The organism is Pelagibacterium luteolum (genome assembly GCF_900100665.1).
GTDB classification, from domain to species: Bacteria; Pseudomonadota; Alphaproteobacteria; order Rhizobiales; family Devosiaceae; genus Pelagibacterium; species Pelagibacterium luteolum.
The window spans coordinates 174,613-200,178 of record NZ_FNCS01000001.1; the positions used below are offsets into that span (position 1 = coordinate 174,613).

The 25,566-nt window shown below is 61.3% G+C and carries 24 protein-coding genes; 7 read left to right on the forward strand and 17 right to left on the reverse strand.

Features of this window, described 5'->3' with window-relative positions; all coding sequences use genetic code 11:
• Window positions 1–11 precede the first annotated feature (11 nt).
• Genes BLR31_RS00860 through BLR31_RS00875 form a run of 4 tightly spaced genes read left to right on the forward strand, consistent with a single transcriptional unit; the run spans window position 12 to window position 5,183 of the window.
• Window positions 12–2,108 (forward strand): ADP-ribosylglycohydrolase family protein, encoded by a 2,097-nt coding sequence (locus BLR31_RS00860; RefSeq protein ID WP_090589830.1) that lies wholly within the window; start codon window positions 12–14, stop codon window positions 2,106–2,108.
• Window positions 2,109–2,125: 17 nt separating this feature from the next.
• A complete protein-coding gene (locus BLR31_RS00865; protein WP_090589835.1) occupies window positions 2,126–3,190 on the forward strand; it encodes an ABC transporter ATP-binding protein in 1,065 nt (354 codons plus the stop codon).
• Window positions 3,190–4,395 (forward strand): CaiB/BaiF CoA transferase family protein, encoded by a 1,206-nt coding sequence (locus tag BLR31_RS00870; protein ID WP_090589840.1) that lies wholly within the window; start codon window positions 3,190–3,192, stop codon window positions 4,393–4,395. The genes BLR31_RS00865 and BLR31_RS00870 overlap by 1 nt, the downstream gene beginning before the upstream one ends.
• Window positions 4,392–5,183: an HpcH/HpaI aldolase/citrate lyase family protein gene (locus tag BLR31_RS00875; RefSeq protein WP_090589843.1), complete on the forward strand. Its 792-nt coding sequence runs from the start codon at window positions 4,392–4,394 to the stop codon at window positions 5,181–5,183. Before BLR31_RS00870 ends, BLR31_RS00875 begins: the two co-directional genes overlap by 4 nt.
• On the opposite strand, the gene BLR31_RS00880 is transcribed toward BLR31_RS00875, so the two are convergent.
• The 8 genes from BLR31_RS00880 to BLR31_RS00915 all read right to left on the reverse strand — a co-directional run bounded on the left by BLR31_RS00880 (window position 5,184) and on the right by BLR31_RS00915 (window position 12,700).
• Window positions 5,184–6,668 carry a tripartite tricarboxylate transporter permease gene (locus BLR31_RS00880; protein ID WP_210183871.1) on the reverse strand — a complete coding sequence of 495 codons (1,485 nt, stop codon included), beginning with the start codon at window positions 6,666–6,668 and terminating at the stop codon, window positions 5,184–5,186. It abuts the gene before it with no gap.
• Entirely contained in the window at window positions 6,668–7,135 is a 468-nt protein-coding gene (locus BLR31_RS00885) for a tripartite tricarboxylate transporter TctB family protein (protein ID WP_090589850.1), read from the reverse strand. Before BLR31_RS00885 ends, BLR31_RS00880 begins: the two co-directional genes overlap by 1 nt.
• A gap of 82 nt (window positions 7,136–7,217) precedes the next feature.
• Entirely contained in the window at window positions 7,218–8,180 is a 963-nt protein-coding gene (locus BLR31_RS00890; RefSeq protein ID WP_090589854.1) for a tripartite tricarboxylate transporter substrate binding protein, read from the reverse strand.
• Window positions 8,181–8,248: 68 nt separating this feature from the next.
• Window positions 8,249–9,133: a dihydrodipicolinate synthase family protein gene (locus BLR31_RS00895; RefSeq protein WP_090589857.1), complete on the reverse strand. Its 885-nt coding sequence runs from the start codon at window positions 9,131–9,133 to the stop codon at window positions 8,249–8,251.
• Between the two features lie 166 nt (window positions 9,134–9,299).
• On the reverse strand, window positions 9,300–10,112 hold the full coding sequence (locus tag BLR31_RS00900; RefSeq protein WP_090589860.1) for an IclR family transcriptional regulator: 813 nt from the start codon (window positions 10,110–10,112) through the stop codon (window positions 9,300–9,302).
• 3 nt (window positions 10,113–10,115) lie between these two features.
• On the reverse strand, window positions 10,116–10,721 hold the full coding sequence (locus BLR31_RS00905) for a dihydroxyacetone kinase subunit L (RefSeq protein ID WP_090589864.1): 606 nt from the start codon (window positions 10,719–10,721) through the stop codon (window positions 10,116–10,118).
• A 2-nt stretch (window positions 10,722–10,723) separates the two neighbouring features.
• Window positions 10,724–11,719, reverse strand: a complete 996-nt coding sequence (locus tag BLR31_RS00910) for a dihydroxyacetone kinase subunit DhaK (RefSeq protein WP_090589866.1) — start codon at window positions 11,717–11,719, stop codon at window positions 10,724–10,726.
• Between the two features lie 111 nt (window positions 11,720–11,830).
• The gene (locus tag BLR31_RS00915; protein WP_090589870.1) at window positions 11,831–12,700 is read right to left on the reverse strand and encodes a bile acid:sodium symporter family protein; all 870 of its coding nucleotides are present in this window, start codon (window positions 12,698–12,700) and stop codon (window positions 11,831–11,833) included.
• Between the two features lie 207 nt (window positions 12,701–12,907).
• Here BLR31_RS00915 and BLR31_RS21520 point away from each other — a divergent pair, with 207 nt between their 5' ends.
• On the forward strand, window positions 12,908–13,048 hold the full coding sequence (locus BLR31_RS21520) for a DUF6481 family protein (protein WP_176762445.1): 141 nt from the start codon (window positions 12,908–12,910) through the stop codon (window positions 13,046–13,048).
• Window positions 13,049–13,071: 23 nt separating this feature from the next.
• Window positions 13,072–13,728, forward strand: a complete 657-nt coding sequence (locus BLR31_RS00920) for a spermidine synthase (protein ID WP_090589873.1) — start codon at window positions 13,072–13,074, stop codon at window positions 13,726–13,728.
• Window positions 13,729–13,730: 2 nt separating this feature from the next.
• Here the strand turns inward: BLR31_RS00920 and BLR31_RS00925 are convergent, their stop codons facing one another.
• The 9 genes from BLR31_RS00925 to BLR31_RS00965 form a co-directional block, all read right to left on the reverse strand.
• Window positions 13,731–15,944 (reverse strand): xanthine dehydrogenase family protein molybdopterin-binding subunit, encoded by a 2,214-nt coding sequence (locus tag BLR31_RS00925; RefSeq protein WP_090589877.1) that lies wholly within the window; start codon window positions 15,942–15,944, stop codon window positions 13,731–13,733.
• 1 nt (window position 15,945) lies between these two features.
• Window positions 15,946–16,935 carry an FAD binding domain-containing protein gene (locus tag BLR31_RS00930; protein ID WP_090589881.1) on the reverse strand — a complete coding sequence of 330 codons (990 nt, stop codon included), beginning with the start codon at window positions 16,933–16,935 and terminating at the stop codon, window positions 15,946–15,948.
• Complete coding sequence (locus BLR31_RS00935) at window positions 16,932–17,438, reverse strand: 2Fe-2S iron-sulfur cluster-binding protein (protein WP_090589885.1); 507 nt, start codon at window positions 17,436–17,438, stop codon at window positions 16,932–16,934. Before BLR31_RS00935 ends, BLR31_RS00930 begins: the two co-directional genes overlap by 4 nt.
• 58 nt (window positions 17,439–17,496) lie before the next feature.
• Window positions 17,497–18,408, reverse strand: coding sequence for a carbohydrate kinase family protein (locus tag BLR31_RS00940; RefSeq protein WP_090589888.1), 912 nt, complete (start codon window positions 18,406–18,408; stop codon window positions 17,497–17,499).
• Window positions 18,405–19,475: an ABC transporter ATP-binding protein gene (locus BLR31_RS00945; RefSeq protein WP_090591949.1), complete on the reverse strand. Its 1,071-nt coding sequence runs from the start codon at window positions 19,473–19,475 to the stop codon at window positions 18,405–18,407. The genes BLR31_RS00940 and BLR31_RS00945 overlap by 4 nt, the downstream gene beginning before the upstream one ends.
• A complete protein-coding gene (gene argH / locus BLR31_RS00950) occupies window positions 19,475–20,977 on the reverse strand; it encodes an argininosuccinate lyase (RefSeq protein WP_090589892.1) in 1,503 nt (500 codons plus the stop codon). The genes BLR31_RS00945 and argH overlap by 1 nt, the downstream gene beginning before the upstream one ends.
• A gap of 6 nt (window positions 20,978–20,983) precedes the next feature.
• A complete protein-coding gene (locus BLR31_RS00955) occupies window positions 20,984–21,841 on the reverse strand; it encodes a carbohydrate ABC transporter permease (RefSeq protein WP_090589896.1) in 858 nt (285 codons plus the stop codon).
• Between the two features lies 1 nt (window position 21,842).
• Window positions 21,843–22,766: a carbohydrate ABC transporter permease gene (locus BLR31_RS00960; protein WP_090589899.1), complete on the reverse strand. Its 924-nt coding sequence runs from the start codon at window positions 22,764–22,766 to the stop codon at window positions 21,843–21,845.
• Between the two features lie 110 nt (window positions 22,767–22,876).
• Window positions 22,877–24,133 (reverse strand): sugar ABC transporter substrate-binding protein, encoded by a 1,257-nt coding sequence (locus tag BLR31_RS00965; RefSeq protein ID WP_090591953.1) that lies wholly within the window; start codon window positions 24,131–24,133, stop codon window positions 22,877–22,879.
• 185 nt (window positions 24,134–24,318) lie between these two features.
• Here BLR31_RS00965 and BLR31_RS00970 point away from each other — a divergent pair, with 185 nt between their 5' ends.
• Window positions 24,319–25,548: an ROK family transcriptional regulator gene (locus BLR31_RS00970; protein WP_090589902.1), complete on the forward strand. Its 1,230-nt coding sequence runs from the start codon at window positions 24,319–24,321 to the stop codon at window positions 25,546–25,548.
• Window positions 25,549–25,566: the final 18 nt, after the last annotated feature.

The following is a 25,566-nucleotide window of genomic DNA, read 5'->3' on the forward strand; positions in this document are numbered from 1 at the left end:
CAGGATATTCTATGCTTTCCTCTTCCGATCTCGTCTTTCGCATCTATTCGGGCTTTCTCGGCAAGGCCATCGGCGTACGTCTCGGCGCGCCGGTCGAGCCCACGATCTGGAGCTATGAGCGCATCCGCGACACCTATGGCGAGATCACTGGCTATTTGCGAGACTTCAAGACCTTCGCCGCCGACGACGACACCAACGGCCCCGTCTATTTCATCCGCGCCATGCGCGACTACCAATTGCGCCCCACTCCGCACGAGGTCGCAAAAACCTGGCTCAACTACGCCGCCGAGGGCCATGGCATGTATTGGTGGGGTGGTTATGGCCGTTCGACCGAACACACGGCCTATCTCAATCTGCGCGCCGGTATAGAGGCCCCGCGATCGGGTTCGATCGCCCAAAACGGTGCAGCCATTGCCGAACAGATCGGCGGCCAGATTTTCATCGACAGCTGGGGCTGGGTGAACCCCGGCAACCCCGAACGCGCCGCCGAAATGTCGGCCATTGCCGCCTCGGTCGCCCATGACGGCGAGGGCCTCAACGGCGCACGCTTTTGCGCCGCGATGATCGCCGCCGCCTTTACGGCAAAATCGGTCGATGAATTGTTCAAGATCGGACTCTCGGTCATCCCCGCTGATTCAACTTACGCCGCCGTTGTCAACGCAGTCCTTGGCCAGTTCAAGACCGACCCCGACGATTGGCGCACCTGCCGCGATCTTTTGACCCGCGATTGGGGCTATGATCGCTACCCCGGCGTCTGCCACATCATCCCCAATGCCGGTGTCCTGGCTCTCTCCATGATTTACGGCAAGGGCGATCTCTGCCGCACCGTCGAAATCGCCACGATGTGCGGGTGGGACACCGATTGTAACGCAGGCAATGCCGGTGCCATCATCGGCACGTTTCAAGGCGCACAGGCCTCGTGGGACAAATACCGCAAACCCATCAACGACATGGTCGTGACGTCGGGCGTCACCGGCGCCCTCAATATCGTCGATGTCCCAACCTTTGCCCGCGAACTCGCCACCCTCGCGCTACAGCTTGATGGCGAAGACATCCCCCAGGGCTGGGCCGAAGCCCTCACCGATCGCGGCGTCCATTTCGACTTCGCCCTCCCCGGCGCAACCCATGGGTTCAAGACCTCGGGCACCAACCAGCTCGAACTCAGCTGGGCCGACAAGGACAATGGTGAGGGAAACGGCGGCCTCGAAATCCTTGTGGACCGTTTCGAGCGCGGGCATTCGGGCAAAGTGTTCTGGAAGCCCTTTTACCGCCGCTCCGATTTCGACGACGAACGATACCGCCCGATGTTCTCCCCGCTCGTTGCCAGCGGGCAGACCGTCGCGTTCGATATCTTCATGGAGCCATGGGAAGGCGACGGCCACCTCCGCATCGCGCCCTATGTCCGCGCCACGATGAGCAAGTCGATCATCGAAACCGGCGCCTATCAGACACCAGAGGCCGGCGGCTGGACCCATATAGAATTCACGGTCCCTGACGCCGATGGAGAAGCCATCGATGAAATCGGCATCGATATCGAATATTTCGGGCGCCTGAAATTTCTGGGCAAGCTCTACCTCGCCAATTTCCGCGTCACCGGCAAAGGCGTAACCCGCATCGATCCGGCCAGGGAAATCGAGGAATGGGAGGCGATCACCCGCTTCACCTGGAACCGTGGCTATTGGAAAAAATCGGGCGACAGGATCACGGCGCTAACCGATACCGACGCCGACCTCTGGACCGGGCACCTCTATACGCGCGACGCGACCATCGCCGCCGAGATCACCCCCCAGTCCGGCGCGTCCCATCTCGTAAGCTTCCGCGCCCAGGGCACCAGCCGCTTTTACGCCGCCGGATTTGAAGACGGCAAGCTCAGGATCGTCAAAGAGGATTTCGGCAAGACCGTCCTCGCCGAGACCGATTTCCCGATCGCGCTGGGCCAGACCTACCGCCTCGAAGTCGAACTTCGCGGCCAAGATTTCACCGTCTCGGTCGATGGAAAGCGCCTGCTGGACGCTTCCGACACGAGCTTTGCCTATGGCCAGGCCGGCCTGCGGCTCGGCGGTCCCGGGCGCTTTGAAATCGGCGCCTTTGAAATCGCCGAGCACTAACATCGGGAGGACAAGCGATGTCCGAGATCACGCTCAAAAACGTCTCCAAGCGCTACGGTCAGGTGCCGGTGCTCAACGACATTTCCATTGCCATTGAGGAAGGTGAGTTCGTAGTCCTCGTCGGCCCCTCGGGCTGCGGAAAATCGACGCTTTTGCGCATGATCGCCGGGCTCGAAGACATCACTGCCGGCGAGGTCACCATCGGCGGCAAGGTGGTCAACACGATGCCCGCCAAACAGCGCGACCTCGCCATGGTCTTCCAGTCCTATGCGCTTTATCCGCATATGAAAGTGGCCGACAATATGAGCTTTGCGCTAAAGCTCGCCGGCCAACCCAAAGCCGAAATCGCCGCGCGGGTAAAAGAAGCCGCCGATATCTTGGGCCTCGAAAACCTTCTCGACCGCCTGCCGCGCGAACTCTCGGGTGGTCAGCGCCAGCGCGTCGCAATGGGACGCGCCATCGTGCGCAATCCCACCGCCTTCCTCTTCGATGAACCGCTCTCGAACCTCGACGCCAAGCTCCGCGTCAAGATGCGGTCCGAGATCAAAAAGCTCCATCAGCGGCTCGGCAAGACGATGATCTACGTCACACACGACCAGACCGAAGCCATGACGCTCGCCGACAGGATCGTGGTACTCCATGATGGCGACATCGCCCAGCTCGGCACCCCGCTCGAAGTCTATCAGGACCCAGCCAGTACCTTCGTCGCCGGCTTTATCGGCTCGCCCGAGATCAACCTTCTCGACGCCAAAACGCTCGGCTCGGACAAAAGCGAAATCGAACTCGCCGACGGCGCCCGCATGCCCATCGCGGCACCCTCCCCCCTGCCCGCCGGCACCCCGATCATCTATGGCGTGCGCCCGCAACATTTCACCATCGCCCCCACCGGCCTTCGCGCCGAAGTGGTGCTTGTCGAACCCATCGGCGACAGCCAGGACCTCGTCGTCCGCATCGGCGAGACCGAGTTTTCCGTCGTCATCCACAACCACGCGATCCTCTCGCCCGGCGACACCATCACCATCGCGCCCGATATCGACAAGGCCCTGCTCTTTGACGCCAAAACGGGCCAAAGGCTGCGTTGATGACAACTCGCGCCTTCGACCCAGAGGCCAAAGGCCCCCTTAGCGGCATCAAAGTCCTCGACCTCTCGCGCCTCGTTGCCGGCAACATGACCTCGCTGCAGCTCGGCGATTTCGGCGCCGATGTGATCAAGGTCGAGCCGCCCACCGGCGACCCCTTGCGCGCCTGGACCGAAGAGGGCACCCCGTTTTTCTGGAAAGTCTATGGCCGCAACAAGCGCTCAATTGCCCTCGATCTGCGCCGCCCGGCCGCCATGGACGCCCTCTGGGCCTTGATCGAGACCGCAGACGTCTTCATCGAAAACTTTCGCCCCGGCACGCTCGAAAAAATGGGCCTCGCCCCAAAAGCGCTCCACGCCCGTAGTCCCGGCCTCATCGTCCTTCGCGTCTCGGGCTATGGCCAGACCGGCCCTTACGCCCAATGGCCCGGCTTTGGCACCATCGTCGAGGCCATGAGCGGCTATGCGTATCGCACCGGCCACCCCGATCGCGAACCCATCCTCCCCCCGCTTGCCCTTGCCGACATGATCGCAGGCATCTATGGCGCCTCCGCCGTCACCACGGCCCTTCTGGCGCGCGAAAAAGGCACGGCACAGGGCCAGATCATCGACCTCTCGCTCCTTGAGCCGATCTTTTCCGTCCTCGGCCCCGAAGCTGCGATCTTTGCCAGAACCGGCACGATCAAGGAGCGCATCGGTTCGGCCTCCAACACCTCGTCTCCGCGCAACGTCTATGTCTGCGGCGATGGCAAACACCTTGCTCTCTCGGGTTCGACCCAGGCCGTCGCCCACCGCATCTTTGCGATCATCGGCCGCCCCGACATGATCGACGACCCGCGCTTTGCCAGCAATGCCGACAGGATCAAACATCGCGAGATCGTCGATGCTGCGATCGGCGGCTGGTTCGCCGCCCGCACCAGCGATGAGGCCCTGACGATCATGCGCGACGCCGGCGCCACCGTCGGCCCCATCTATTCGATCGCCGACGCATATGAAGACCCGCACTTCCGCGAACGCGAAGTGTTTCTCGAACTTGAGGACGCCCAGTTCGGTACGCTCCCCATGCACAATATCGTCCCGCGCCTGTCACAAACCCCCGGCGGCTTTTTCCGCCCCGCCCCCGATCTCGGCGCCGATGGCCAAAGAATCCTCGCCGAAGCCGGACTCGAGCCCACCGAAATCACCGCAGCACTGGCAACCAAACAATGACCCTGCGCTCGCTTCTCTACGTCCCCGCCGACAACGAACGTTTCGTCGCCAAGGCGCACACGCGGGGCGCCGACGCCATCATCCTCGATCTCGAAGATTCCATCCGCCCCGAACGCCGCGACATGGCTTGCGACGCGCTCCCGGCCTCGATCGCCTCGGCCCGTCGGAACGGCGCCAAAATCTTCGTCCGCATCAACCCCGAACCCGAAACCTCAGCGCGCGACACCAGCGCAGCCCGTGCCGCCGGCGCCGACGCCCTCTATGTCTCCAAAGCCAGCCGATCCCGTATCGAAACCCTCGCGACAGAGGCCCCCGGCCTTGCGCTTTTCGCTCTCATCGAAGACCCCGCCGCCCTTCTCGACGCCGCAGCCATCGCCGCCCATCCCGCGGTCGCCGGCCTCTCGGTCGGCGGCGAAGATCTCGCCACCGCGCTCGGCGCACAACCCGATCCCGATACGCTCAAAATGCCCAAGCTGATGGTCCACTACGCCGCAAAAGCGCACGGCAAGCTCTCGCTTGGCCTCTTTCGCACGATCGCCGATTACGCCGACCTCAAAGCCATCGAAACCGCCGCGCGAGAAGCCCGCCGCCACGGCTTTGACGGCGCCAGCTGCGTCCACCCGTCCGCCGTCCCAATCCTCAATCTGGCCTTCGCGCCGACCCCCGAGGACATGGCCTGGGCCCACCGCGTCATCGCCGCCGCCGACGCCTCCCCCTCAGGCGCCTTCGTTCTCGACGGTCGCATGATCGACGCCCCCATCATCGCCCGCGCCCGCGCGATGATCTGACTACGCCCGCGCCCGCCGGATCCCTGCCGCAATCGCAGGCGACAGCCAGATCAGCACCGTCAACAGAGCGAGCCCCGCCGCGATCGGGCGGTCGATGAACGCCATCCAGTTTCCGCTCGATTTCATCATCGAGCTCAGGAAATTCTGCTCCAGCAACGGCCCCAGCACCACGCCCAGAACGAACGGCGCCAGCGGAAATTTATAGGCTTCGAGCACGAACCCGATCACTCCGAACGCCAGCGCCACGCCCACGGCGCTTATGGTGTTTTCCATGGCGAACGCGCCCACGAGGCAGAAGATGAAGATGATCGGCATCAGGATATTGAGCCGCACCGTCAGCATCAATCGGCTGAGCTTGATCGCCAACCAACCGAGCGGGATCAGCAGCAGGTTGGCCAGGAAAAACGCGCCGAAAATCGCATAGACGATCTGCGGGTTGTTCAAAAAGATCGTCGGGCCGGGATTGACCCCCTTCATGAACAGCACGCCGATGATGATCGCCGCGATCGCATCGCCCGGAATGCCGAACACCAGCGACGGAATGAACCCGCCGCTCACCGCAGCGTTGTTGGCCGCGCCCGCAGCCGCCAACCCCTCGGTCGAGCCCTTGCCGAATTTCTCCGGCTCGCGGGCGAACCGCTTGGCCACCGAATAGGAAATCCACGCGGCGATATCGGCACCCGCCCCCGGCAAAATGCCCAGCGTCGTACCCAGCACATTGCCCTGCGCAATGGAGCGGCGCTCCTTCCACAAGATCTTGCCCTGCCCCTCGAACACGCCCTTGATGGCGTTCTGCTCGAGCCGCATCGGCTGCTCTCGCCGCGCGTAATAGCGGAAAATTTCGGCGATCGCGAACAGCCCGATCATGATCGGCACCAGCGACAGCCCGCCGATAAGATTGGGGCTCCCGAAGGTAAAGCGCGGCACCCCGCTCACCGGATCGATCCCGATGGTCGCCACAAACAGCCCCAGCGCCAGCGACAGAATGCCCTTGATCCGCGACGACGAAATCATGAACGCCGTCGTCGTCAGCCCCAAAAGGCAGAGCCAGAAATACTCGTAGGACGAAAACTTCAACGCAACGCTGGCCAGCGGCGGCGCAAGCGTCGCAAGGATCAGCGCCCCGAACAGCCCGCCGATGGCCGAGGTCAAAAGGCAGATGCCCATGGCCACATGCGCTTTGCCCTGCTTGGTCAGTGAAAACGCATCGTCGGTATAGGCGGCCGAAGCGGGCGTGCCAGGCATGCGCAGCAGCACCGATGGAATATCGCCCGAAAACATCGCCATGGCCGATGCGGTGACCATAGCGGCAATGGCCGGCACGGGATCCATATAGAACGTCACCGGCACCAGCAGCGCCACGGCCATGGTCGCCGTCAGCCCGGGCAAGGCGCCCATGAACAACCCGAAAATGCCGCTTAAAACGATAACGACTAAAACGTCGAATTGAAAAAGCAGCCCCAGTCCCGCGATCACATTGTCCATCATATCCACCCACTCCAGGGGGTCAAAAGGCCCAACGGCAGGGGCACGAGTAGAAATTTGGCAAAGACGATATAGATGACCACCGATCCGATGATCCCGATGGCCAGCGCCTGAAGCCACCCGACGCGCCCCAAAAGCAAGAGCCCGGTGAGGATCACCGGCGCCAAAAGCAGAAAGCCGATCTGCTGGCTGAAAAAGACGTAGATCAGCGCCGCGATCAGAACGACCAGCGGCTTGCCGAAATCTCTAAGCGCATACCTGTCACCCTCTTCCTCATGCACCAGCGCGGTCTTGGCTACAGCCAGCAGCGCCCCTGCAATGGCGATGACACTGCCGAGGATGATCGGAAAAAACCCGGCCCCATACTGAATGCGGGTTGCCGCGATCGGCGCAGGCAATTGCAGCGACAGATAGACGATAGCCAGCCCGAACAGCGCCAGCCCCGCCCCAAGAAAGCGTTGGGTCATGGTAAAAACTCCCGCATCCAACGAAAGTGCCGGCGATCTCCGCCGGCACGCTGGTTTGGCGCTTTTGCGCCGATCCTATCTCTTACTGCCCCGAGAGCGCGTTGAGAACAGTCTCGGTTTCCGCGTAATGCTCGTCGAGAAAGGCCGTGAACGCCTCGTGGTCGAGATAGGAAATCCCAAACCCACGGCTTTGCATGCCTTCGATAAAGCGCGGCGTTTCGACAGCCGCCGCAACCGCTGCGTCGAGCTTGGCGACAATCTCGGGATCAAGACCGGCCGGGCCCGCGATACCGCGCCACGTGCCGCCGACATAGGACGTCCCGATGGCTTCTTCGACGGTGGGGATGGTGTCATCGATCGCCAGGCGCTCATTGCCCATCACGGCCAGCGTCTTGACGATGCCGGCATCGGCCATCGAAGTCGTTTCAGGCACCGAGCAGAGCACCACATCGATACCGCCCGAAGCCAGTTCCTGCAGCGCCGCTGCCGAACCCTGCGCCGGGATCAGATTGATCTGGCTCACATCGACGCCTTCGCCCAGCAGCATGGAGACGAACGGAATGTCCCAGCTCGCATTGCAGGTGCCGCCGCACGAGATGTTAAAGCCCGAGGGATCTGCCTTGATGGCGTCGATCAAGGCGCCAAGGTCCTGATACTCGGAATCGGCGGAAACGTGGATGGCGGAAGGATCGGCATTGAACTGGGCGATCGGGGTGAAATCGTCAGGCATGAAATCAGCCTGCCCGAGCATCGAAAACTGTGCGATCGGCGAAAGCTGGCCGAACATGTAGCCATCGGGCGCTGCCGTCGTATAGGCGGTGTAGCCGACGATACCCGAAGCCTGCGCCAGATTGACGACGGTAAAGGGCTGGCCCAGCGTTTCTTCGAGTTCGGCGGCCATCAGCCGGAACGTTGCGTCCGAGCCGCCACCGGCACCGGCAACCACGACCAGTTGGACCGGCCGTGTTGGCCATTCCTGCGCCTGTGCGGCCATGGGTAGTGCCGTTGCGGCCAGAAGGCCGGCAGCCAGAATTGATTTCATCATTATCTATATCCTCCCTTGGGGTGTTGATGCCGCACCGTGGGTTTTGCACGGTGCGGCGAGATTTTCGATCAGTGTGGAATGGCTTCGAGCGCCTTTGCGATCAGTGCCTTGCGATCGGCATCGGGCGCCTGCATCGGGGCGCGCGGCAGGGCAAATGGCACGCCCTGCAGCGACTGTGCGTATTTGATATTGGCCGGCAGATTGTCGGTGATGATCGCATTCCAGAAGCGCAGCAGCCCGGCGTGCAGAGCCTTGGCTTCGGTGTGGTTGCCCGCCTGCACGAGGTCCCAGAGCTTGACCACCGCCTTTGGCGCGGCAGCCGGGTTGGCGGCGATCGTGCCATGCACGCCAAGCGCAAAGCTCGGATAGAGCAGCGCGTCGACGGCGGTAAACACGAGCTTGTCCTTGGGTAGGTCAAGCATCAGATCGGCAGTGAGCTTGAGATCCGAATTGGACTGCTTGACGCCGATAACGCCGGGCACTTCTTCCATGATGCGCTTGAGCAGCGCCGGGCCGAGATAGCACCAGGGCACCACATTGTAGATCAGGACCGGCAGGCCGCTCGCTTCCGAGATGGCGCGGAAATGGGCGACCAGCGCATCGTCCGAGGGCTTGAACACATAATGCGGCGGGGTCACCTGCAGCGCTTCCGCGCCGGCATCGCGCGCCATGATCGAGCGGTCGATGGCCTGGCGGGTCGAATTGATGATGATGCCGGCGATCAGCGGCACGCGATTGGCCAGCGTCTCTTTCGAGATTTCGAGCAGCCGCTTGAGTTCGTTAAATTCCAGCGTATGCCCTTCGGCGGACGACCCACCGACGCAGATGCCGTGTACGCCGCTTTCGATCATCCATTCGATCTGCGGAGCCATCTCGTCATACTTGATTTCACCATTCGCATCGAACGGCGTGGTGGTGGGTGGGATGACCCCGAAAAACTGCTGGGACGACATCGCGTTCCTCTCTATTCAAACATCTTGTCTGAATAGTGGACATTAAGTTCGCCGTCAAGCCGGCTTCGTCATTCCGCACAAGGGTTGTCGCCAACTCAAGAATATCGCTGTCGATCATCCGCACAATCGCCGATCTCGCGCCATATGTGCGGGGTTGCGCGGAGGTTTACCGCGCGCTGACGGGCTTGTCGGTCTCGGCCCCAAGCCGCATCGAAATCAGTTGTGCCTGCTGTTTCACCAGCACCGCGAACTGCGCGATCGTCTCCTCGTTGAAACGCTCCTTGGCCCCGGTGATGCTGATCGCCGCAAACACCCGCCCGCTCGCATTCCAGATCGGAGCGCCGACACAGCGCCGCCAGTCCTCGTACTCGCAATCGTCGATCGAATAGCCGCGCTCAAGCGTCCGCGCCAGCTCCAGATAGAGTTCGTCAGGATCGGTAATTGTCTTGGCGGTAAAGGCCGGAAGCCCTTGCTCCACAATGCGTTTGACCACCCGCTGATCCTGATAGGCGAGCACCGACTTGCCCGTCGCGCTGCAATGGGCGGCAGCACTTTCAAGGGTGATGACATTGTTCAGCCCGCGCGAATCGAGCCGGCTCACCATGATGATCCCATGCCCATCGAACACCCCGAGATGCACCGAAAGCCCCGTCTTGTTCGACAGCGTATTGATGCTCTCGGCCGCCTCGCGCTGCACGTCCATATTGGCGAGCACCGTGTTGCCCAGTTCGAACAGCTTTAGCCCCAGCCGATACTTGTCGCGGTCGCGATCCTGTTCGAGCAGCCCCAATGCCTTGAGCGTGCTCACCAGCCGATGAACCGTCGTGCGCGGCAAATCGGTGCGCTTGGAAATCTGCAGCACCGTCAAGGCCTTATCGCTGCGCGAGAAGCACTCGAGAATAGCCATCATCTTGAAATAAGACAGCATTTTGCCCGACGCGTCGGCAGCGTCAGGCACTCCTTTGAGCTTCTCGTCCACGGTTCAGCGTTCCCCAATAATTTCAATCACACGTACAAGCGCCAGCATACCGGGATCGTCCAGACCTTTCGAGCCGTCAGCGAACATTCTTGCACGTCCGATCTTGTTGGGCTTGTCCCGAAAGCTGTCGAGCGCCCAGCGTGCGGCGGTCGCGGCCGATTTGCCGAGGGCTTCCGGGTCTTCGACATCCTGCGTCGCAGCCGCGACAGCATCAAGCCCGTCGAGCACCGTCTTGTCGCCAAGACTCGCCCCGCCTCGCGCCAGCATCGCATCGCGCGCATCGGCAAGCAGTGGTGAGATTTCACTCCACGCCACCGATTCGCGGCCCTTGGTCGCCTTGGCCGCCGTTAAAAACGCCGTCGCGATCAGCGTCCCGAGGCTCGACCCCGTCGCCATCGCCGTGGCCCGCCCATAGGCGGAAAACGCAGCCCCGACATCATTGCCGGGCGGGGTCACGCTCGCCAGCGCCGAGATGACCCGCGCCAGCATCGTGCCCGTATCGCCATCACCAAGCTTGGCATCGGCCCTATTCAGATCCTGTTCGAGGTCGGGCAGTTTGACCGCCAGAAGCGCAATGGCCGCCCCGATATCGTGCGATGAAAATCCCATGGTCAAACCTTCCAGAACGGGCATTGCGCCGGCGCTTTCAGCAGCGGCTCGAGTTCATCGTCGAGCGTGATGATGCTGAGCGAAACCCCGGCCATCTCCATCGAGGTCACGTAATTGCCCACCAATGGCAAGACGATCTCGACGCCCAGCGCATCGAGCCTCTTTTTGGTCTCGCCATAAACGAGAAACAGCTCTTCAAGCGGCGTAGCGCCGAGCCCGTTGACCAGGACGGAAATCTTCTGTCCCGCCGTGAGCGGCAATTCGGCGGTGATCCGCTCAATCATTTCCGCGACCAGCTCGGAGGCCGTGCGCATCTTGCCGCGCCAGATGCCACGTTCGCCGTGAATGCCCATACCCATTTCGATCTCGTCATCGGCGATCTCGAACGTCGGCGCATCGGCGCCCGGCAATTGGCAGGACGTCAGCGCCACCCCGATCGTCCTGGTGCTGTCGACGGCCTTTTGAGCGATCCGCGCCACCTCATCGAGGTCCATGCCGGCATCGGCCGCAGCACCAGCGATCTTGTAGGCGTAAACGATCCCCGCAACGCCACGGCGCTTGGCTTTATCCCCGGGCTCCGCGCTTGCGATATCATCGGTGCCCAGAACCGTCCGTGTCTCCACGCCCTCTTCGGCGAGCATCTCGGCGGCCATGGCGAAGTTCATCTTGTCGCCACCGTAATTACCGAACAGCAGGAGTACGCCCTTTCCCCCATCCGCCGCCGTGATCGCATCCATGCAGGAGGCAAGATTGGGCCCCTCGAACACATTGCCCACGGCACAACTGGACAACAGCCCTTCCGCGACATATCCGACAAACAAAGGCAAATGCCCCGATCCGCCGCCCGACGCGATACCGACAGTTCCGGCCTTCACGCCCGCGCGCCGCGCCACATTCCGCCCGCTTTCTCCCGCCAGCACCATCCCGGGATTGGCCGCCAGCAACCCCGCCAGCACCTCATCCACATAACCCCCCGCCGTATTCATCAACTTCTTCATAAAATCCGCCTCACACCGAAAAAACCGATATCACTGTGATGGAGGCATATAGAACCCCGTTAGATATGTCCACATAATGGACATATCGTTCCATAAAAATCACGGGATGTTTTATCCAGCCTGGCGCTGCCGATTGTAGCCCCAAAGGACAATGGCGCCGGCGATATAGGCGATCACGCCATAGGCCGCAGGCGGAATGGCCATCTCTGGGTCGTTGAGCATGTGTTCGCTCATCGCCAGGGCAATCACCAGCGCTGCGTTATGCAGCCCGATCGACATCGACAGCGCGATCGCCTGACGCCGCTCGATCTTGAAAAGCCGGGGCACAAAATAGCCGACCCCCATGCTGATCATACTGAACGCAAGCGCCAGAACCCCAACGGTCGGTCCCCATATCGCCAGCAACTCCCACTGCCCCACCAATGCGATGATCACCACGGCAGCCAGGAAAAAAGTGGCCAATTGCTTGACGGGTTTGTCGAGACGTGCGGTGAGTGCCGGATATCTTTTGTGCAGATAAACCCCGATCAGGGTCGGCACCACGGCAATCGCAAAGATCTGCAAAACCTGATGCAATTCCAGCCTGATAGACGCATCCTCACCGTAAAACGCGAGCAGCGAGATATTGATGATGATCGGCAGGGTCACGATCGAAAAAAGCGATGTCAGCGCCGTAAGTGAAATGCTGAGCGCCACATCGCCCCGTGCCAGATGCGTATAGAGCGCAGCAGACGTTCCCCCAGGACTCGCAGCCAGCAGCATCATGCCCACACAGATCGCAGGCGGCAAATTGGACACGCTGACGAGCAAAAAGCAGATCGTCGGCAGCAGCACCATCTGGCAAGTAAGGCCCACCACAACAGGAAACGGCCGCGCCAGAACGCGAAAGAAGTCCTCGAGCCTGAGCGAAAGCCCTAACCCGAGCATGATAATGCAGAGGGCCAGCGGCAGGCCGACACTGATCGCCACACTCGACTGCATCGTCCGTCCCCCCCTGGAGAACTGCAGTCTAGCGCAAAACCCTAACGAGACCTTCAAGCCGCGCCATCGACTGGCTTGCTCACAACGCCGTCCTGCTCTAACGGTTTGCGTGTCTTCGATCGCCAGTGATTGCAGGCTTCGTCCCGGCCGGAATTTCGCCGTTCTACCGGGTCATTCATTTAAGACAATTGCCCAGGAGCCCACGCAATGAACTTTAAACTTCCCGATCATAACGACCGCCGCAAGACCTCCAATGACGCCAAGCGCGCCCTGCTCGAAAAGATGAAAGCCGCACGCGCCGACGCCAAGCCGGCCTCGAAAAGCGAAGCTGAAACCAAGAAATCCTGAGCATGACGCGGCGTTAGCCCGACATGCGCCCCTGGACTGAACGCGATCGCGCCCAGGTGCCGGATGGCGGCGAACTCAAGCTCATGCAAAGGGGCCATGAGTTCTCCATCATGTCGGGCGCCATCGAATTGATGAACAGCCGCCGTGGTGGCTCGGAAGAACAACTGGCGATCCTCGCCGCCAAGCGCCTCGGTGAAAAATCAAACGCCCGGATCCTGATCGGCGGCCTCGGGATGGGCTTTACCCTGCGCGCCGCACTGAGCCACTTTCCCGCTGACAGCACGATCGTCGTCGCCGAGCTGGTCCCGGCAGTGATCGCCTGGGCGAAAGGCCTGCTGTCCGACGTGCACGGTGAAAGCCTTACCGATCCGCGTGTAGCGCTGCAGGAAACCGACGTCGCCCAGTCGATTGCGCGCGATGGCCCGTTCGACGCCATATTGCTCGATGTCGACAACGGACCCGACGGACTTTCGCGCGCCGCCAATGACCAGCTCTACACCGCGCGCGGGCTGGCGGCCGCCAAGGTCGCGCTGTCGCCCGGCGGCCTTCTGGCCATCTGGTCCTCTGGCCCGGACGCAAAATTTGTCAATCGGCTCAAGCAAACCGGCTTGATCGTCGAGGAAATACGCGTCCGCGCCGGTGGCGCCCGCCACCTCATCTGGGTGGCGACCAAGCGCTAGCGCTATAGCCCTTTTGGATCGGGCAAGTGATCGATCAGCTTGTCGAGCGTGATGGGATAATCGCGCACCCGCACGCCGCAGGCATTGTATATGGCGTTCGCAATCGCCGCGCCCGCGCCGGAAATACCCAACTCTCCGATACCTTTCGCCAAGAGCGGATTGGCAGCATGGTCGCGTTCTTCGAGGAACTTGACCTTGAGCTGAGGCACGTCCGCATTGACCGGCAAATGGTATTCCGCAAGATCGCGATTGACGATATGCCCGTAGCGGTGGTCATGCATCATGTCTTCGGTCAGGGCCGTGCCGATGCCGAAAACCATGCCTCCGAAACACTGCGAAATCGCTGTCTTTTCATTGAGGATACGGCCCGCGGCAAATGTCCCCTCCATGCGTCGGACCCGAACTTCGCCGGTGTGGGCATGCACCGCGACTTCGGCAAAATGGGCGCCGAATCCCGCCTGAACGAACGCTTTGCCGGTCTCGCCCGGCTCGACCGTCGCTGTCGCTTCCAGAGGCTCGGCAATCAACTCCGACAGCGGTTCGGAGGTATTCCCCATCCGCGCCATGCCATCGGAAAGCACAAGATCCTCAACCTCGCCACCGAGCTTTTCAGCAATCGTCTGGCGCAGCTTCTCGCACGCGAGATAAACCGAGGTGCCCGCACTCGCCGCGCCAAAACTGCCGCCAGAACCCGACGCTGGCGGAAAGTTGGTGTCGCCGAGATGGATATCGACAGCATCGATCGGCAAGCCGAGCAATTCGGCGGCAATCTGCGCCAGGATAGTATATGTCCCGGTGCCGATATCGGTCATGTCGGTCTCGACCAAAGCCCGGCCATCGGGCTGAAGCGTCACCCGCGCACTCGACTTGATCAGCATGTTGCTACGCGCGGCGGTAGCCATCCCATGACCGATCCACCACTCGCCTTCGAGCGTACTGGCAGGAGCGCTCTTTCGTTTCGACCAGCCGAAATCCCGCGCCCCGATCTCGAGGCATTCGGCCAGCGAGCGCGATGAGAACGGTAAGTCTGAGGTTGGGTGGCGCTCAGGAATATTGCGTTTGCGCAGCTCAACCGGATCGACATCGAGCAGTTCTGCCAACTCGTCCATGGCGCCTTCAAGCGCCAGCATGCCCACCGCCTCGCCGGGGGCACGCATTGAGCCCGCCAGCACCTGATCCATCAAAACGATTTCGTTTCCGAACCGCCTGTTGGCACCGGAATAGAGAAACTGGGTCGCCGCGCTGGCTGGCTCGGAGAAATCCTCGCCCTCAAGGTTGCCGGTAATCGTCTCATGGCTGACGCCAGTCAATCTGCCTTCCGCGTCCGCGGCCAGCTGCAAATGCTGAACGGTATTTGACCGACGCACCGTCGCCTCAAATACCTGTTGCCGCGTCATGACGACCCGCACGGGCCGGCCAAGGTCTTTTGCAGCTACCGCCGCCGCAACGCTTTCGGGACCGATCCCGAGCTTGGCGCCAAACCCACCACCGACATAATGGGCCAGGATACGAACGTCCTCAGGGTCCAGTCCCATAGCATCGGCCAGTTGCAGCCGGTTGGAAGAAAGCATCTGATAAGAGCCATAGAGCACCAGCTTTTGGCCCTCCCAGTGCGCAAGGCTTGCATGCGGTTCCATCGCGGCGCTGCTTTGTGACGGCGTCGTCCATTTCGCGTCCACATTGGCGTGTGCGGAGCGCATGGCGTCATCGACATCACCCTGGTTCTTCTCAGAGTCCTTTTTTGGTTTGGCGGTATCGATACGTGCGTCGAAATCGAACCGCCCCTCGGCGTCTTCATAGGTGACGCTCAGCGCGTTGGCGGCATTGCGCGCCGCCTCGAACGTTTCGGCGACGACGAGCGCTATGGGCTGACCGAAATAATCGATGCTCGTCACGCCTTGTTTGGGCGCCTCGGTGTCCATGCCCTGGGCCGGGTTGCGCAGGAACTTCTCGGTATCGGTCACCACCATGAGCACGCCGGGCAATGCCTCGACGCTTTTCACATCGATCTCTTTGACCCGCCCCTTGCCGATGGCTGCGCCCACCAAGACACCGTGCGCCATATTGGGCAGCTTGAACTCAGCGGAATATTTGGCGCGGCCAGATACCTTGAGCGGACCTTCGATGCGATCGAGTGGCCGGGAGATGATGTTCTGGTTCGTCGTATCGAGCAGGCTGCGCTCGACCGGCTTGTCCATCTTGAAGTTGACGTCCATCTTATTTCTCCCCGCCGCAGGCCGCATCGAGCACGTGAGCAAGCGTGCGTCGTGCCAGGGCAATCTTGAAATCGTTCTCTCCATGGCCCTTAGCATCTGCGAGCAGAATATCGGCAGCCCGCCCCCAGAGTTCGGGCGAGGGCGTTTGCCCAATCAGCGCATCTTCGAGATCGCTATTGCGCCATGGCATCGGCGCAAGGCCGCCAAAGGCCAACTGCGCCGAACCGATCTTGCCGTCCTCAAGCCCGATCACCGCAGCGACCGAAACAAGGGCGAAAGCATAAGACGCCCGATCACGAACCTTGCGATAGATCTGGCGGCCACCGACCGGTGCAGGCAAAACGACGCCCGTGATAAGATCGCCCTGCTCGAGTTCGGTTTCCAGATGCGGCGTATCGCCGGGCAACCGATAGAGCTCTGACAGCGCAAGCGTTTTGGTCTTGCCATCGGGCGACTGAATTTCAACGCTGGCACCGAGCGCCATCATTGCGACGGCCATGTCGGACGGATGCGTCGCGATGCAATGCTCGCTGCCACCCAATATTGCATGGATGCGATTGCGCCCTTCTAGCGCAGCGCAGCCCGAACCAGGCTCGCGCTTGTTGCAGGGCATGGCGCGGTTGTAGAAATAAAAGCATCGCGTCCGCTGCAACAGATTACCGCCCGTCGTCGCCTTGTTGCGCAACTGCCCCGACGCCCCTGATAACAGAGCTCTTGCAAGGACCTCATAATCGCGCCGAACACGCGCGTCGGCCGCGAGATCGGAATTGGTGACGAGCGCCCCGATGCGAAGCCCACCATCTTCCGTGTCCTCGATCGCATCAAGCGGCAAACGCGAGATGTCGATGACGGTCTCGGGCCGTTCGATTTCGAGCTTCATCAGATCGAGCAGATTGGTCCCGCCCGCAATGAACCGAACGCCTTGCGCATTGGCGGCCATTGCCGCTGCGGCTTGTGCGCTATCGGCGCGCTGATAATCGAACGCCTTCATTTGCGACCACCCCCGACTTCTGAAATAGCATCGACGATGTTTGGATAGGCTGAACAGCGACACAGATTGCCGCTCATGCGCTCCGATATCTCGGCATCGGTAAGCTGGGGCTGATCCTCTAGATTATCGGAGACGTGGCTCGGCCATCCGGCCTCCACTTCGCCCAGCATCGCCGTAGCCGAACAGATCTGGCCCGGCGTGCAGTACCCGCATTGATAGCCATCATGCGCAACGAAAGCGGCCTGGAGGGGCGAAAGCTTTCCCTCTTCGCCCAAGCCTTCGATCGTCGTGATCTCGTCACCCTCGTGCATCACCGCTAAAGAGAGGCACGAGTTGATACGGCGACCATTCAAAAGCACCGTGCAGGCCCCGCACTGGCCATGATCGCATCCCTTTTTCGAACCGGTGAGATCGAGATGGTCACGCAGCATGTCGAGCAGGCTGGTGCGCGGATCGAGATCGAGCGCGTGCTCGGTCCCGTTGACGGTAAGGGTGAGATGCATGTGAGGCCTCGGACGGAATGTGTACCCGTCCAATGCGTGGCATGCGATGCCGTTCCCTCTAGCCGGTCCGATCTGCGAAATGATGTGCGGACACGGGAGCCCCGCCGATCGATTGAACCGAGCGCGAGCCCGCGGCTATCCCGGCCGCAAGGCACTCGGGCAGCGGGCGTTCGCGCAGATAGGCATCCAGAAAACCCGCGTTGAACGCATCGCCGGCCCCTGTAGGATCGACGACATTGACTTTAGGCGCCGGGATCGAGAGCCGCGTGGTCCCCGCTGCAAGCACCGCGCCTTTGCCGCCGCACTTTACGACCACCAGCGGAAAGCTTTCAGCCAGACTATTAAGCGCATCATCGATGGTCGCCGCGCCCGTGATCGCCAGCGCCTCCTCGGCATTGGGCAGGAAAACATCGACGCCCGCGCACGCCGAGATGAGACGTGGATCCGAGATCAACGTATCGTCCCAACTCGGATCGAGCGAAACCAGCAGACCATGTGCCTTGGCGCGCGCGACAAGGTCGGGCTGTTCGGCAAGCGTAGCGTATTCCGCAATATGAAGGAGCGCGGCGCGCTCCCATCCCAGCGCTGCTTCGAATCCACCGGGCACGGCCTTGCCGGCACGGCGGGACAAAAAAGCCCGGTCGTTCGGCGCTGTAATGACCACCGTGACCTGAGGGCCGGCATCTGCGCTCCGTTCGACAAACGTCAATTCGATACCGCTCGCATCAAGCTGCGGCTCGAGGGCGAGAGACAAAGGATCAATGCCATAGGACGCCAGGAGGGCCACCGGCCGCTCAAGCTGAACCAGATGGGCCGCGGCGATAAATGCGCCGCCACCCAGCACAGGCTGCATTGATTGCGCAAAGACTTCCCGCCCCATCTGAGGCATGGAGGGAACGCCTGCGAAAACCAGATCGCAATAGATACGGCCAACGCTCAGGATAGCGTCGCGCGATGGATTGGTTTTCATAGACGGCCCAGAGATTTTCCGCTGGGGGCATCAAAGAGATAAAGACTGCCTGGAGCGGCCCAGACATCGACCGTGCTCCCCACTGCGGGCACCTGTTTCGCCGGCGCCGTCGCAATGGCCGGCGCACCATCGACCTCGATGTGAACAAGGGTTTCAGAGCCCAGTGGCTCGACCACCGTCACAATACCTTTAAGCGCCATGGCCGCTTGCGCCGACGCTTCGCCGACCAGAAGATCATGGGGGCGCACGCCGACCAGCAGATCGCCAGAGCCCGTCCGCGATGGAACGCCGCCGATTTTCGCACCCCCTGCAATGATCGCGCCATCCGAAGCGCGTGCCGGCAGGAGGTTCATCGAGGGACTGCCGATAAACCGGGCGGTAAAGACGTCGACCGGCTGTTCGTAGAGCTCGGTCGGCGTGCCCACTTGAAGAATACGGCCCTCGTGCATCACAACGATCCGATCGGCCATGGTCATGGCTTCGACCTGGTCGTGGGTCACATAGACGATGGTCTTGCCCAACCTTTGGTGCAGCCTTTTGATCTCGATGCGCATCTGCGACCGCAGCTGCGCGTCGAGATTGGACAACGGCTCGTCAAAGAGAAACGCCGCCGGGTCGCGAACCATTGCGCGACCGATGGCAACGCGCTGGCGCTGGCCGCCCGACAGCGACGCAGGCCGGCGATCGAGCAGGTCCTCGAGCCCGAGAATTTTTCCTGCCTCTGCGATCTTTTTCTGCTTTTCGGCTTTGGGAAGATCGGACGTGTAAAGCCCGAACCCAATGTTCTGCCCTACCGTCATGTGCGGATAGATGGCGTAGTTCTGGAACACCATTGCGATATTGCGCTGCTTGGGCTCGTACTCGTTGACGACCTGGTCGCCGATCTTGAGAACACCGCCCGAGATTTCTTCAAGCCCGGCAATCATGCGCAATGTCGTGGACTTGCCGCAGCCCGAAGGTCCGACGAAAACCACGAACTCGCCATCGGCGATTTCGAGGTCGATTCCATGAACGACAGTGGCCTTGCCGTAGCGCTTGACGAGCCCTTCCAGTCGGATATCAGCCATCATGCCGCTCCCAATAATGCGTTAAATTTTGAATCGAGTTCCGCGCGCGCTTCGGCAAGGCGGTCGGCGCGCAGCGCGGCAGCACGTTCGTAGGCGCCAAGCTTGTCGCGATAGCGCCCAAGCGATGCCGACAGCGCGGCGGGTGCGGGCCCACCGAGGCGATCCCGAACCGAAACGAAATGGCGCGCCGAGACCAGTTCGGCAAACCGCTCGCGCGACACATCCGTCGTCCGGCCCGTCGCGTGTTCGAACGCTTCCACAAAGGTTTCGTAGCCATCTCCGGCCAGCGATCCCCCACGGGCGACAACAGCACGGGCCACAGCAGCGGAAATTTCGTGGGCCTGTCGAAACGAGAGATCTTCGAGCCGGACGAGACTGTCGGCCAGTTCGGTAATCGTGATGCAGGACCGATTGGTGTTGGTCTCCACGCGCTCGGCATTGATCGATACCTGCGCCACCAGCGCCGCGAAAAGATCGAGCACGCGATAGGCGACGTCGAAGGCCTGATACCCCATGCCCTGGCTTTCGCCCTCACTGTCGTTCATGTCGGTGAAGGGCGTGTTGTGCATGATATCGAGCATCGCCTTGGAGCGCCCATAGGCTTGGCTCGCGAGATGCCGCAGATGTTCGATGGGCACCGGATTGCGCTTTTGCGGCATGATCGAGGAGATCTGGACAAGGGAATTGGGCACGTAGAGCTGCCCGACTTCAAAGCTCGACCAGACCTGAAAATCCTGGATGGGCCGGCCCAGATGCAGGAATGTCAGTGCCAGCGCGCCGTAAATTCCCGTGGTGTAATCGACGGACGCGATACACCCATATGAATTTTCAAGCGGACGCGAGAACCCGAGAAGCTCGGCCATCCGTTCGCGATCGATCGGAAACCCCGATGTTGTGATGGCTGCAGCGCCCATCGGGCAAAGATCGATCACATCGAGCGCAGCCTCGATCCGTTCGATGTCGCGCAAGAGCACTTCCGCCACCGCACCGAGATAGTGCCCGAACGTCGAGGGCTGGGCCGGCTGGCCGTGCGTATAGGCAACGATCAGCGTTTCCTTTTCCCGCTCCGCCGCGGACAACACGGCATCCACGACAGCGCGCAGCTTTTCGAGCAGCAGTTCCGTGCGGGGCTTGAGGCTGAGCTTGAACAGGGTGTGGTCGATATCGTTCCGCGAACGGGCCGTATGCAACCGCCCGGCGAGATCTGGCCCCAAGCGCTGCTTGAGATGCTTTTCAATCAGGAAGAAAAAATCTTCGACCTCGCCCGTATAGATCAAGCTCTCGGGCGCGATCTCATCCTTGATCGCAACGAGGGCTCCGGCAATCGCCGAGGCCTGCTCCCGGGTCAAAATGCCCGTTTCGGCAAGCATGACCAGATGCGCACGGTCGATGAGCTGGAACCCATCTGCGTGGTGATCTCTTGCGCCGTCAAACAGCGGTGCGAGGACGGTTGCCTTATAGACGGGGTCTGGAAAAACGCTTGTGTCGTTCAAATTGGCCATGCCCGATTACCCCTTAAGCCCGGCCAGCATGACGCCGCGCACGATATAGCGTTGCAGGACGAGGAAGACGAGCAGCGTCGGGATCGTGGCGATTGCAGCCCCCGTCATGATCATCTCCCACTGGATCGATTGTTCGACCGCAAAGCTCGATAGCCCCACCGGCAGCGTATAGAGATCGCGGCTGTTGGTGACGATCAGCGGCCAGAAAAACGCCGTCCAATTGCCCAGGAACGTAAAGATCGCGAGGGCCGAGAGGGCCGGCGTGACCAGTGGCATCGCCACCTTCCACCAGATGGTGAACTCGTTGAGACCATCCACGCGTGCCGCTTCAAGGAAGTCGTCAGGCACGGTTTCAAAGAACTGCTTCATGAGGAACGTGCCGAACGCCGTCATCATGCCGGGGAACATGATGCCCCAGTAGCTATCGATCCAGCCCAGCTGCGCGCTCATCAGATACCACGGGATCACCAGCATTTCGGTGGGGATCATCAGGGTCGAAAGGATGGCAAGGAATATGAAATAGCGCCCGCGGAACTGAAATTTCGCCAGCGTGTACCCCACGAGGCTGTCGAAAAAGACGTTCGAAAGCGTCACGGCCACAGCCACGAAGGTCGAATTGAAGAACCAGCGCATGAAGCGCCCGTCGGATAAAACCTTGACGTAATTGTCAAATGAGGGCGCGGCCGGGATCAGCCGCAGATCATAGACCTGACCGGCTGATTTGAGCGACGTCGAAAACATGAACAACAGCGGGGTGATCATGATCACACCGCCAATGAACAGCACGGTCCAGGCGATGATGCGCCCCGGACGGATTGACGACGTGTTGAACTTGAATTCTGTCGATGGCACGGTTGCGGTCATCTCAGCGCGTCCTCAAAACCCAGAGTTGCAGCAACGAGACGATCAGAAGGATGGTGAACAGCACCACCGTCTGCGCCGCGGCGTAACCCATGTTGAAGGATGAAAAGGCGGTCTGATAGATCATCAGCACCAAGGGCTTGGTCGAATTGAGCGGCCCGCCGGGATCGTTGGTCGTCATGTTATAGACCTGATCGAAAATCCGTAAGAACCCGATCGAAGAGAAGACGACGAGAAACACTGTCGTGGGTTTGAGGAGCGGCAGCGTGATCTTGCGCAGGATGGCCCATTCGCCCAACCCGTCGATGCGTGCCGCCTCGTAATAGGTGCTCGGAATGGCACGGAGCCCAGCCATGAAGATGATGATCTGGAACCCCAGCCCCGCCCAGATGGCCGTCACCATGATCGATGGCAGACCCTGTTCGAGCGAACGCAGGAAAGGTTGGGCGGGCAGCCCCACCGAGCCCAGAAACCCGTTGATCACCCCGATCGGCGGCGGCTGATAGAACCAGCGCCACACCCAGGCCATCGCGGCCGCGGTGGTGAGAAACGGCAGGAAATACAACGCCCGGATGAACCCGTGCATGAAGCGCACGCGGTCGAGGTAATAGGCGATCAAAAACGAGAGCACGAGCGAGATCGGCGTGCCGATGATCAGATAGGCAAACGTGTTGCGGAACACCTGCCAGAACTGGGGATCGTTGACGAGCGTCACATAGTTCTGGACACCGATGAACTGGGCCGGCCGGAGCAGATCCCAATTGGTGAACGAGAGCCAGAACGCCTGAAACGTCGGATAGAACCGGATCGCGCCGTAAAAGACGATAGGAAGGGCCAGAAAGGTCCACGCCCAGATGACGCGCTTCTGCCCGATACTGAAACGGTCCCAGAGACCGTTTCGAGAGGTGTCCGATACTGCCGCGCTCATGCCTGGCGCCTCCTGCTCATTCGCGCAACCCACGCGCTTGGCCGTTGCCGGCCTGCCTTATGGTCGAAGTCGGTGTGGGCCGGCACCGCTGGCGCCGGCCCACTTTGAGCCTATCGGCTATAAAAGGCGTCGAGGATCGCCTGTTCTTCCTGGGCAGCCTGCGCCAGCGAGTCGGCCGGCTCCTGGCCCTGCAGCGAAATGCGGGTTTCCATGTCGATCGCGACCTGGCGCTGTGCCGCTTCGTCCACAAAGATCGTGGTCTGCGCGTATTCGAGCCCAGCAAGGAACGGACCATAGATCGGGTCGGCCAGGTTTTCTTCCGTCAGGGCCACGTCCTGGCGAGCAGGCAGTTCGCCCACAACTTCGAGCCAGATTTCCATGGCTTCCGGCGAAGAGATATAGGCAAGGAATTTCTGCGCCGCTTCGAGCTCCTCGCCTTCGGCACGCACGCCGATGGCATTTGCGAAATAGCTCGCATAGTTCGACCGCACGCCCTCGTCATTGGCCGGCAACTCGGTGACGCCCCATTCGAAATCGGTGATTTCCGAAAAAGCACCGAGCCGGAACGTGCCATCGATGGTCATCGCCGCCATGCCGGCGCGGAATGCCGCCTGCGGTTCGTCCATGAACCCGATCTGGGTCACGGGCGCATCTCCGCGATAGAGGTCGGCCTGCCATGTCGTCGCCGCGATCCCGGCTTCGTCATTGTAGGTCACCTGGGTGCCGTCGTCGGAATAAGGCTGCCCGCCGAACTGACGGATCAGCCCCTCGCGCCACCACTGGTGATCCTGCCCGGCCATGCCCATGGCAATACCGACGCGCGTGATGTTGCCACCACCGTCGCGCTGGACTGTCGCTTCGGCCGCCGCAAGCAATTCGTCAAGCGTCTGGGGCGGGCTTTCCGGATCGAGACCGGCTTCTTCGAAAATGTTCTTGTTGTAAAAGAGCGCAAGCGACCGCACGGCGGTCGGGAGACCCCAATACTGCCCGTCACGTTCCATGGCCGAAACGATAGGAAAGAATTCGCCCTCGATGTCCTCGGTCGGAAACACGGCCGGATCGAGCGGTTGGATCAGTTCACCGGCGATGAAATTGTCGAGCCAGCCATAAAACAGCTGAACGACATCCGGGCCCTGCCCCGCCACATTGGCGGCAACCACGCGGGTCTGATAGTCCGCATAGGGGAATGTCTGATGGTTGACGGTGATATCGGGATTGGCTTCCTCGAAATTGGCGATCAACTGGTCCATGGCCTGGACGCGCGTGTCGAACACATACTGCCAATAGTCGATCTCCACCGCCTGAGCGGCGTTGATGGCGAGAAAACTCATACCGGCGGCAAGGCCGGCGATCATAGAGCGACGCATATGGTACCTCCTTTTTCCGCCAGCCTGAGCCAGCCCCGACAGGCGGATGCTTGTTCCCTTGAGGAAGGGCGGACACCGCCATTCCAGCATCATAGGCTCACTCGGCCCGCGTCGCTTGTCAATAAAATAATCTACTTGAGTTATTCATTCAGATTGGCCATCGTTGAGAGGGAGAGGCGAGACCGATGATCTCAAAGCACCGCCAGACGGGCCGCCAGCGCGTGGCCATCGGCAACAACCCCGAGCGCAATCGTCTGCACAACCGCCGCGTCGTGCTCGAAATCATTCGTGTGCACGGCCCCATCGGGCGCACCAGCATTGCCCGGCTCACCCATCTTACCCCACAGGCGGTTTCTAACATCGTCGATGAACTGGTGACGGATCATCTGCTGGTCGAAACCGGTCGTCTCCGGACGGGTCGTGGCCAACCGCCTATACAATTTGCCATCAATCCCGACGGGCCGATGACCGCGGGGGTCGAGATCGCCGCTGACCACATGGTGACGGTGATGCTCGACATCACCGGTCGCGTGCGCGCCCAGACCTCGGTGCCCCTTGCAGAAGCGACGCCGGACGCCATCGCGCCATTGCTGGTCGCCGAACTCGACAAGGCACGTGCGGTTATCGGCACGAACCCGCGCATTCTGGGGATCGGGGTGGTGATGCCCGGCCCATTCGGCATTGAGGGCATGACCTCGGTCGGACCAACCACCCTCCCCGGCTGGCACGAGATCGATCCTGCACACCTGCTGGGCGAAGCGACCGGACTGCCTGTCGTTATCGAAAACGACGCCACGGCGGCAGCCATTGGCGAGCGCTTTTTCGGCGTCGGGCAAAAACTCGCCGATTTCGCCTACATCTATTTCGGCGCCGGCCTGGGCATGGGCATCATTCACAATGGCCAGCCTTTCCGTGGGGTCTTCGGCAATGCCGGGGAAATCGGACACGCCGTTGTCGTGCCGGGTGGCCGGCCCTGCGCCTGTGGCCAGTCGGGATGTCTCGAGCGCTATGCTTCGGTTTATGCCTTGCGGGAAAAATGCGCCGAGCGCGGCATAGAGGTGCCCGACTTCGCCGGCCTCGAAACATGGCAGGCCGAGGGTCATCCCGTTCTGCGCGAATGGATAGCTGAGGCCGCGCAATCGCTGGCCCCGATCATTGCGACGCTCGAAAACGTCCTCGACCCCGAAACCATGATTTTGGGCGGCGCGCTTCCCGATCCGGTGATCGATGCGGTGATCGCCGCTCTCGCACCGCTGCCGGTCTCGGTGGCCAGCCGCCGCGACCGACAGGTTCCTCGCGTCCTGCGCGGCACGACGGGCCAATTCACCGCGGCGCTTGGTGCCGCCGCCATTCCGCTGATGGAAACCATAACACCGCGCCTCGACATCGCACCCGATCCGGCCGGCGCGGCATAGAAGACGACAGGAGACTTC

What these genes read in the sequence shown, in the direction of transcription:
- BLR31_RS00860 (WP_090589830.1), top strand. Translation starts at nt 12, where the DNA reads ATGCTTTCCTCTTCCGATCTCGTCTTTCGCATCTATTCGGGCTTTCTC.
- BLR31_RS00865 (WP_090589835.1), top strand. Translation starts at nt 2,126, where the DNA reads ATGTCCGAGATCACGCTCAAAAACGTCTCCAAGCGCTACGGTCAGGTG.
- BLR31_RS00870 (WP_090589840.1), top strand. Translation starts at nt 3,190, where the DNA reads ATGACAACTCGCGCCTTCGACCCAGAGGCCAAAGGCCCCCTTAGCGGC.
- BLR31_RS00875 (WP_090589843.1), top strand. Translation starts at nt 4,392, where the DNA reads ATGACCCTGCGCTCGCTTCTCTACGTCCCCGCCGACAACGAACGTTTC.
- BLR31_RS00880 (WP_210183871.1), bottom strand. Translation starts at nt 6,668, where the DNA reads ATGGACAATGTGATCGCGGGACTGGGGCTGCTTTTTCAATTCGACGTT.
- BLR31_RS00885 (WP_090589850.1), bottom strand. Translation starts at nt 7,135, where the DNA reads ATGACCCAACGCTTTCTTGGGGCGGGGCTGGCGCTGTTCGGGCTGGCT.
- BLR31_RS00890 (WP_090589854.1), bottom strand. Translation starts at nt 8,180, where the DNA reads ATGATGAAATCAATTCTGGCTGCCGGCCTTCTGGCCGCAACGGCACTA.
- BLR31_RS00895 (WP_090589857.1), bottom strand. Translation starts at nt 9,133, where the DNA reads ATGTCGTCCCAGCAGTTTTTCGGGGTCATCCCACCCACCACCACGCCG.
- BLR31_RS00905 (WP_090589864.1), bottom strand. Translation starts at nt 10,721, where the DNA reads ATGGGATTTTCATCGCACGATATCGGGGCGGCCATTGCGCTTCTGGCG.
- BLR31_RS00910 (WP_090589866.1), bottom strand. Translation starts at nt 11,719, where the DNA reads ATGAAGAAGTTGATGAATACGGCGGGGGGTTATGTGGATGAGGTGCTG.
- BLR31_RS00915 (WP_090589870.1), bottom strand. Translation starts at nt 12,700, where the DNA reads ATGCAGTCGAGTGTGGCGATCAGTGTCGGCCTGCCGCTGGCCCTCTGC.
- BLR31_RS21520 (WP_176762445.1), top strand. Translation starts at nt 12,908, where the DNA reads ATGAACTTTAAACTTCCCGATCATAACGACCGCCGCAAGACCTCCAAT.
- BLR31_RS00920 (WP_090589873.1), top strand. Translation starts at nt 13,072, where the DNA reads ATGCGCCCCTGGACTGAACGCGATCGCGCCCAGGTGCCGGATGGCGGC.
- BLR31_RS00925 (WP_090589877.1), bottom strand. Translation starts at nt 15,944, where the DNA reads ATGGACGTCAACTTCAAGATGGACAAGCCGGTCGAGCGCAGCCTGCTC.
- BLR31_RS00930 (WP_090589881.1), bottom strand. Translation starts at nt 16,935, where the DNA reads ATGAAGGCGTTCGATTATCAGCGCGCCGATAGCGCACAAGCCGCAGCG.
- BLR31_RS00935 (WP_090589885.1), bottom strand. Translation starts at nt 17,438, where the DNA reads ATGCATCTCACCCTTACCGTCAACGGGACCGAGCACGCGCTCGATCTC.
- BLR31_RS00940 (WP_090589888.1), bottom strand. Translation starts at nt 18,408, where the DNA reads ATGAAAACCAATCCATCGCGCGACGCTATCCTGAGCGTTGGCCGTATC.
- BLR31_RS00945 (WP_090591949.1), bottom strand. Translation starts at nt 19,475, where the DNA reads ATGGCTGATATCCGACTGGAAGGGCTCGTCAAGCGCTACGGCAAGGCC.
- argH (WP_090589892.1), bottom strand. Translation starts at nt 20,977, where the DNA reads ATGGCCAATTTGAACGACACAAGCGTTTTTCCAGACCCCGTCTATAAG.
- BLR31_RS00955 (WP_090589896.1), bottom strand. Translation starts at nt 21,841, where the DNA reads ATGACCGCAACCGTGCCATCGACAGAATTCAAGTTCAACACGTCGTCA.
- BLR31_RS00960 (WP_090589899.1), bottom strand. Translation starts at nt 22,766, where the DNA reads ATGAGCGCGGCAGTATCGGACACCTCTCGAAACGGTCTCTGGGACCGT.
- BLR31_RS00965 (WP_090591953.1), bottom strand. Translation starts at nt 24,133, where the DNA reads ATGCGTCGCTCTATGATCGCCGGCCTTGCCGCCGGTATGAGTTTTCTC.
- BLR31_RS00970 (WP_090589902.1), top strand. Translation starts at nt 24,319, where the DNA reads ATGATCTCAAAGCACCGCCAGACGGGCCGCCAGCGCGTGGCCATCGGC.